Here is a 6623-nt window from a genome sequence, read left to right on the forward strand (position 1 = left end):
GACATCCACGACAGCCTCCTCCAACTCACCACCTGCCTCATCCAACACCGACGCACCCAAACCTTCTGTTAGCAGTTCTAAGTGCGAATCGCTGGCCTGCCGCGCCTATGCGGAGTAGACACGTCACATGCCAGGCTGCGCGCGAGGGCCGTTCCGGCAGCGCCGCCGAAGGCGCGCACCTCGGGTTCGCAGATGGCGCGGTCGCGAAGAGACCGCCCTAGGTCTGCTCGATGAACCTCAACGGGTTCGTGAGCATTACGGGCTTTCGGCCACTGCACGGGCGGACCTAGATCCGATCGCCGAGGGAAAGCCGTCGATGGGCGTCCCGGGCGCGCTCGTCGGCGAGCGATGCGCCGTAGCGGCGCAGCATCTGCGGCGAGCGCCAACCCATGAGCCGCATCAGGTCGGACTCATCACCACCGGCGGTGAGCCACTCGTGTGCGTTGGTGGGGCGGAACTGGTGGGCGTGCAAGTTGGCGAGCGGAGGATCGAGTGCCCGGCCACGGCGGCGGAGCATGATCTTGATGCCGTTGGAAGCGAGCGGCCCGCGGTTCTTCTCACCGAGCCAGAGCTGGGGCGACTCGGCGAACTTCTCGCGGCTGCGTACACGGAGGTAGCGCGACAGCGCGAGTGAGGTGTTGGAGCCGATCGGCAACATCCGGGGCCGACTGCCCTTGCCGAGCACGAGCACCTGGTCCTGTTCCAAGTCGAGGTCATCGACCTTGAGGCCGATGATCTCCGCCGAGCGACCACCGGTATCGATGAGCAACCGGATGATCGCTGCGTCGCGGCGACTGGCAAGATCCTTGCCCTCGCACTGCTTGAACAGCGCCTTGACCGTCGGCAACGGAACCACTGGTACCGGGACCTCGGGGACGTGCGGAGGCTTCATCCGCTGCATCGGTGACGCAGTGATCTCGTCCTCGTCGACCAGGAAGTGGAACCACTGCTGCAAGGCGCGGAATCGGCCGTTGGCGGTCGCGGGTTTGCGGGTCTCCAGCAGTTCCGTGATCCAGTCACCGACGTCGGCGCGAGTGACCGCAGCGACGTCGCCGAGGCGGTCGTGCGTCGCAAGCCAGTCGGCGAACCGGGTCGCCGTCGAGTCGTACAGCTCGATGGTCTTGGGGGACTTGTTCTCGCGCTTCAGCGCCTTGCCGTAGTCCCGGATCAGGCCGTCCCACTGCTCCCTCGTGGGGCGGAATTAAGGGGTCGCTGTGCGCTGTGCAAGCAGAGCACCCCTGGACGGGAACTTCGTTTCCGCAGGTCAGAAAACTAGAGTGGGCGCAGCTGGGTTCGAACCAGCGACCCCTTGCTTGTAAGGAATGCGCGACAGCCCCTCTGACCAGTAGAAACAGAGAAATCCCAGGTCGAGTGGGAGCCGTACGAAGCAGCCCAGTGCAGAACAGCCCGGTTAAGCGCACACCACTCCTCCCAGATTCCTCCCACCCGGATGTTCCCGCTGCTGAACACAGGGCGACCGCGTCATCTTGAGATGGAGGGATCAAGGCTACCGAGAATTCGCACGCGGGTTCGATCACTAGCCCGCCCCGGCTAATGGGAAACCCGCCAGCTCGCAGCCCCTCGCCGCACGACTGTGCCACCAGGCGGGGTCGCGAGACGACCGCACTCGGCACCCCACACCACTGCACCTAGCCGAACGGGCTGACCGCGACCACCCACAACGAGACGAACAGCCCTACGACAACGACCACGTGGGGTATACCTGAGCAGTCCCCAGCAAATAGGGAGCGGTTGCAAGCATCTGTCGGTGGCTGAGGCAGCGTGTATGACGGGTCCTCACTGATCATGGATCGGTGTTTCCGGATCGCCAAGGATCGCTTCACCGAACGCGTGGCGAACTGATTTGAGAACGGAAGTGCGACAGGATAGACCCATGACGCAGTACGCCTTAGATCAAGCCCACAACACGGTGGTGGCGACCTGGCCGTGTGGGACCGGCGCGGTTGCCGAGACCGCTACCGAGCTACCCCAACAGCTTTCCGCCGAGCAAGGTCTTCGCCTCGCTGACGCGTTGAGCGGTCTGTCACGGCACTTGTGGCGCACCTATACGCGTCCCGCCAGCGCCGTCGACAGTCTTGAACTCAACAGTGAAGGCTGGCAACGCGAACAGGAGCGCCAAGCATTCGACGGAGTCATTCCTGCTCTGCGGAAACCCAACCTGCCGGACGCCAACGGAATGATGCTGCAGTCTTACAGCCCGGCGGGCGAATCTGCTCACCGGTTAGGCCGGGTACTCCACGAGATCGCCGATAAGGGCGTTGTCGATCGGATCGTCGCCGATGTTGAGGCGGAGTTGGCCGCGATCGAGCTGGCCGAACGAGGCGAACTATCCGGTCGCGCTCGCCAGGCGGTGGAGCTGACCCGAGCCGACGCCTCGCCCGTGCAAGTCGCCGCTGCTAATGCCCTCCTCCACGAGGAGCCGCTGGGCTCTCCACGGCTGTTCAACGAGATCGACCCCACCGCGGCGTCGGTGGCAGCGGCTCACTGGCTACAGGCTGCTGCGGATGTGGTCGCCGAGGTCGCCGATACCGGTCCGACCATGGTCATCGCCGAGGCAGACGACATCGAAGCCATCGCGGTGCGTACCCCTTCGCTGGTGCTGGAGCTGCTGAACGCGGGCGCTGAGCCACGCGAGGTCGTCACCGGGCTGATCGGAGATGCGATGGACGTCGCCGAAGGACGCATCCCGAACGTCGCCGGACTGCTACAGCAGATCGTCGATGCCGAGCAACAAGCTCGTGATTACGGAGACCGTGCGGATGAGGTACGGGACGTGCTGATGCCCGACCGCGTGACCCCGCTGGACCCCTCGCGCCCGGCACAAGATCTGCTAGAAGATCTCCTGGATGGGATCCGTGGATGCTGGCTGCTCTACCACGAGTACGCCGAAGTGACCGGAGACGGCGAGCTCGGTGACGACGCGGACGACGCAGAGTTCGAACGTCGGGACGCCGAACTCGACGATGCCTTCACCGACGCTGTTCGAACCGAAGCCACAGCCCACCATGATCGACTGCTCTAGAACTCGCGGTGTTTAGGGCTGTTGCCACTACCAGTTGAAGGGCAGTTCCCGGGAGAATCGCAAGTGTAGAAGATGAGCGGCTCCTCCTCCGTGCTCATCGTGCCTCGATGAAGGGCGGTTCCCGGAGGGAGCCGCAGGTGGCGCGGTCGGCGGCGTGGGTGATCGCCTGTTCGCCTCGATGAAGGGCGGTCCCCGGAGGGAACCGCAGGATCGGCCAGCATGGACCCGGCCGTGCGCAGGCCGTTGAGCGCGCCGCCTCGATGAAGGGCGGTTCCCGGAGGGAACCGCAGGCATCCCCCTCGCCGGACTGCTCTGCCTCGTGGTCGTGCTCAGCCTCGATGAAGGGCGGTTCCCGGAGGGAACCCCAGGAGGGTCGTTCGGGTGGGGGTGTTGCGCTGGGGTTTTGTTGCTGGTTGCGAAGGCTCCGGTTTGAGTGTGCTGTTGTGGATCATATCCGGTTCTCATCGCGCGGTGTTGGTGACGTGGCCTGCGTAGATGGGACGCGAAGGCTCTGTGGGTGGAGGGTGTGGTGGTGGAGCCTTCGCGTAGGCGTTGGCTAGATGATGATGGCGGGGTTGTCGGTGGTCAGTGGTCGGTGGCGTCCGAGTTGGTCGATGGCGGCCGGGTCAGTGGGGGTGCCGAGGTCGCAGATGAGCACGGAGTCGGCGTGGTGGTCGATGAGGGTGTTCAGGGTGGCGCGGAGGCGCAGGAGTTTCGCGGGGCGAAGATCGACGATGAAGACGCTGTACTGGACGCGGTCTCCGTAGGTTTCGAGGGTTTTCGCGATGCGGGTGCGACGGGGGTCGTCGGGGATGTCGTATGCGATGAGGTGTCGTTTCGGTGTTTCGTGGCTCATCGGATTCGGGTTCCTCGGTAGCGGGGCTGGGTGCCGTCCAAGACACCGAGTACGAGCCGGGCCTGGATCTCGATCGCGCGACGCCAGGTGACGTCGTAACCGAATAGCGGGTGGGTGAAGTGGCCGGTCATGCGTCGTTCATGGGCGCTGATAAGGCTTTTCCTGCCGTGTTCGGTGAGGCGGACGGCAGTGCCGGTGGGATCGGTATAAAAATCGGTGAGGGCAAGTTCGCCGTTGTTGAACGCGCCGAGGACGACGGAGTCAGCGACCGGAGCGCGGAACTCTTCGCCGAGATCGAGGGCGAGTGCGGGTTTGTTGCGGGTGGCCGAGTGCAGGAACCCGGCGTGCGGGTCCAGTCCGCAGGCGGTGATGGCCCGCAGCAGTTCGGTGCTTAGCAAGCCGTAAGCGAAGTTGAGCGCGGCGTTGATCGGGTCGGTCGCCGGGCGCCGGGTCCGTGTCGTGAAACTCGCTTCCGCCACGTCGAGGGTGGTGAACAGGGCCGGGAAGGCGCGAAAGTAGCGGGCTGCGGCGTCTCCTTCGAGTCCGAACAATCCGGGCACCGAATCGGCGTGATCGGCGTGGTGTTGCAGTTCTCGAAGTTGGTGCACGGCAGCACGGTCGTGGCCGTGGCGCCGGAGCAGGGTGGCTTGATTCGCGATCTTGGCGCTGACGAATTCGCGAGCGAGATCGAGACGGCCGTGGCCGGAAGCAACGTGCTGGTGCAGGCGAACATCAGCGTTCGGGCTTGAAGTCGATCCTGCTGAACCGATGACCCGCCCGGTACTAGAGCACCACGCGATCGGCAGTGAACGCCAAAGCAGTTCCCGGATGAGCCCGCCGGAGAGGTCGACGTTGCCGTGCACGACGACGGCTTGGACCCGTTCCAGCGGCACCGCCCCGACCTTTTCACCGTGGTGCTGGAGAATGATGCGTCCACTGCGCAGCCTCGCGAGCATTCCGGGAGTACTCAGGTGCAGCACCTGTGTGTCCGGGTCGGCCACGACAATGCGGCGATGTACCGGCTCAAGGACACGTTCGTCGGGCAGGCACACGCTGATGTGAGAGCACCGCGCGCAGCGCGGATCATCTTCCAGCGGTGCCGGGGCGGTCCTGGCCTCGACGGTGTTCCGGGTGGCGTTGACCAGCTCCTGTGCGGTGTCGAAGTCGGCGGCGGTCAACGCGACGGGGACCCGCTGCTGGTGATGGGTGAAGAACACCGCTTGGCCCACCACGGTAATGCTCTGTTGCTGCAACGCGAGGACCTGCAACGCCAGCTGCATCCGCATGGGCTCGGTGACCTCGGGGCGGCGGCGCAAGGGTGTGGCCTTGTATTCGAGCACGGTCGCTGCACCGGCATCGTCGAACTCGACGGTATCGCAGCGACCGATGATGCCGAGCTGGTCGTGGCCCACCTCGATCCCCCGCACATGCTGGGGACGGGTGCCGGCCACGTCGTCGGTAGCGGCGTGTTCATCCTGGCCTACCGCGACCTGATGAGTGTCGGTGCGCTCACCGACCGCCTCCAACCACGCCCTGCGCGGGCAAAAGGAGTGGTGGGCGGCAAGACTGATCGGGATCGGCTCGCCACGGCCCGAATCGGCAGTCATCCCCGCAGGGTGCGCCGCAGTGACGAGAACAGCGACCGACACTGTGACAGGCGGGACGCAACGACAGCGATGATAAGCACGAGGTCACCGTGAAGACGTCACAAGACATCCCGGAGGGACTCGCGACGCCCTACGAGCGAGCAGGATGGATCGCTGCTTCCGCTGAAGGGCCGTTCAGAAGGAACGGCAGGAAGAACCTCAAGATGCTAGCCAAGCTGAAGCGTTCCCAACCCTGATGAAGGGCGGTTCCCGGCTGGAACCGCGGGTCCATCCCCATCTCGTTGAGCATCGGGGTGCGGATCCGCCTCGACGAAGAACCGTCCGGGAGAGAGCCGCAGTCCTGAAGCTTGACGTTGCGGAACTGCTGCGGCGGGCCTCGATGAAGGGCGGTTCCCGGAGGGAGCCGCAGGCTGGGTTCGGGTTCGGGTGCAGGTGCACGGGGGTACGTCCGCGGCCTCGATGAAGGGCGGTTCCCGGAGGGAGCCGCAGGCTCGACGTGCCCGGAGCCCGCCGCTACCTCGACGAGCTCCGGGCCTCGATGAAGGGCGGTTCCCGGAGGGAGCCGCAGGGTTCGGCGGCCTCCATCCTCGAGGTGACCGACGGCTAGCCTCGATGAAGGGCGGTTCCCGGAGGGAGCCGCAGGTGCCGTGATCGGGTTCCAGCGCATGTTCGGATCGGACCCAGCCTCGATGAAGGGCGGTTCCCGGAGGCAGCCGCAGGTTCACATCCTCCGGACCACCCCGGTCCTCACTACCCGGCCTCGATGAAGGGCGGTTCCCGGAGGGAGCCGCAGGAGGGTCGTTGAGGCGGGGGTACTGCGCTGGGGTTTTGTCGCTCGCTGCGAAGGCTGGGCTTCGAACGCGTTGTTGTCGATCATATTAGGCCCGTATAGCGCTGCGCTGGCAGCGTGACCTGCATTGATGGGATGCGAAGGGTCTGTGGGTGGCGGGTGTGGTGGTGGAGCCTTCGCGGCCGCGAGTGAGCACGGGGTGTTGTGAGCTGTCAACGGTCGGTGGTTCTTGACGTTGGGATCTTGGTGGGGTGGAGGGTGGCGTGTTGGGTGCGGCGTTCGGGGGCTTTGTCGGTGCCGTAGCGGTGGATGGGGAAGGTTGCGGTG

General features: G+C 65.2%; 4 protein-coding genes, 1 pseudogene and 2 CRISPR repeat arrays. Of the genes and pseudogenes, 2 read left to right on the forward strand and 3 right to left on the reverse strand.

All coding sequences use genetic code 11. The annotated features are described in order from the left end of the window. Positions 1-286: 286 nt before the first annotated feature. Complete coding sequence (locus LCD31_RS27720; protein ID WP_255623433.1) at positions 287-1171, reverse strand: site-specific integrase; 885 nt, start codon at positions 1169-1171, stop codon at positions 287-289. A gap of 400 nt (positions 1172-1571) precedes the next feature. On the opposite strand from LCD31_RS27720, the pseudogene LCD31_RS27725 reads away from it, so the two are divergent. Further along, positions 1572-1727, forward strand: a pseudogene (locus tag LCD31_RS27725) (RNaseH domain-containing protein); the annotation flags it as partial. A 167-nt stretch (positions 1728-1894) separates the two neighbouring features. Next, complete coding sequence (locus tag LCD31_RS27730; RefSeq protein ID WP_224962954.1) at positions 1895-3043, forward strand: hypothetical protein; 1149 nt, start codon at positions 1895-1897, stop codon at positions 3041-3043. 101 nt (positions 3044-3144) lie between these two features. Further along, a CRISPR array of direct repeats spans positions 3145-3412; the repeat unit is 37 nt; unit sequence GCCTCGATGAAGGGCGGTCCCCGGAGGGAACCGCAGG. A gap of 187 nt (positions 3413-3599) precedes the next feature. Here LCD31_RS27730 and cas2 read toward each other — a convergent pair. Together cas2 and cas1 are read right to left on the reverse strand one after the other, a co-directional pair. Beyond that, on the reverse strand, positions 3600-3899 hold the full coding sequence (cas2, locus tag LCD31_RS27735; RefSeq protein ID WP_224962956.1) for a CRISPR-associated endonuclease Cas2: 300 nt from the start codon (positions 3897-3899) through the stop codon (positions 3600-3602). After that, positions 3896-5506: a CRISPR-associated endonuclease Cas1 gene (gene cas1 / locus LCD31_RS27740; RefSeq protein ID WP_224962959.1), complete on the reverse strand. Its 1611-nt coding sequence runs from the start codon at positions 5504-5506 to the stop codon at positions 3896-3898. Before cas1 ends, cas2 begins: the two co-directional genes overlap by 4 nt. A 302-nt stretch (positions 5507-5808) precedes the next feature. Beyond that, positions 5809-6300: direct repeats of the CRISPR family, unit length 37 nt; unit sequence GCCTCGATGAAGGGCGGTTCCCGGAGGGAGCCGCAGG. Positions 6301-6623: the final 323 nt, after the last annotated feature.

Source organism: Saccharopolyspora sp. 6M (assembly GCF_020176775.1).
Taxonomy (GTDB): domain Bacteria; phylum Actinomycetota; class Actinomycetes; order Mycobacteriales; family Pseudonocardiaceae; genus Saccharopolyspora_C; species Saccharopolyspora_C gregorii.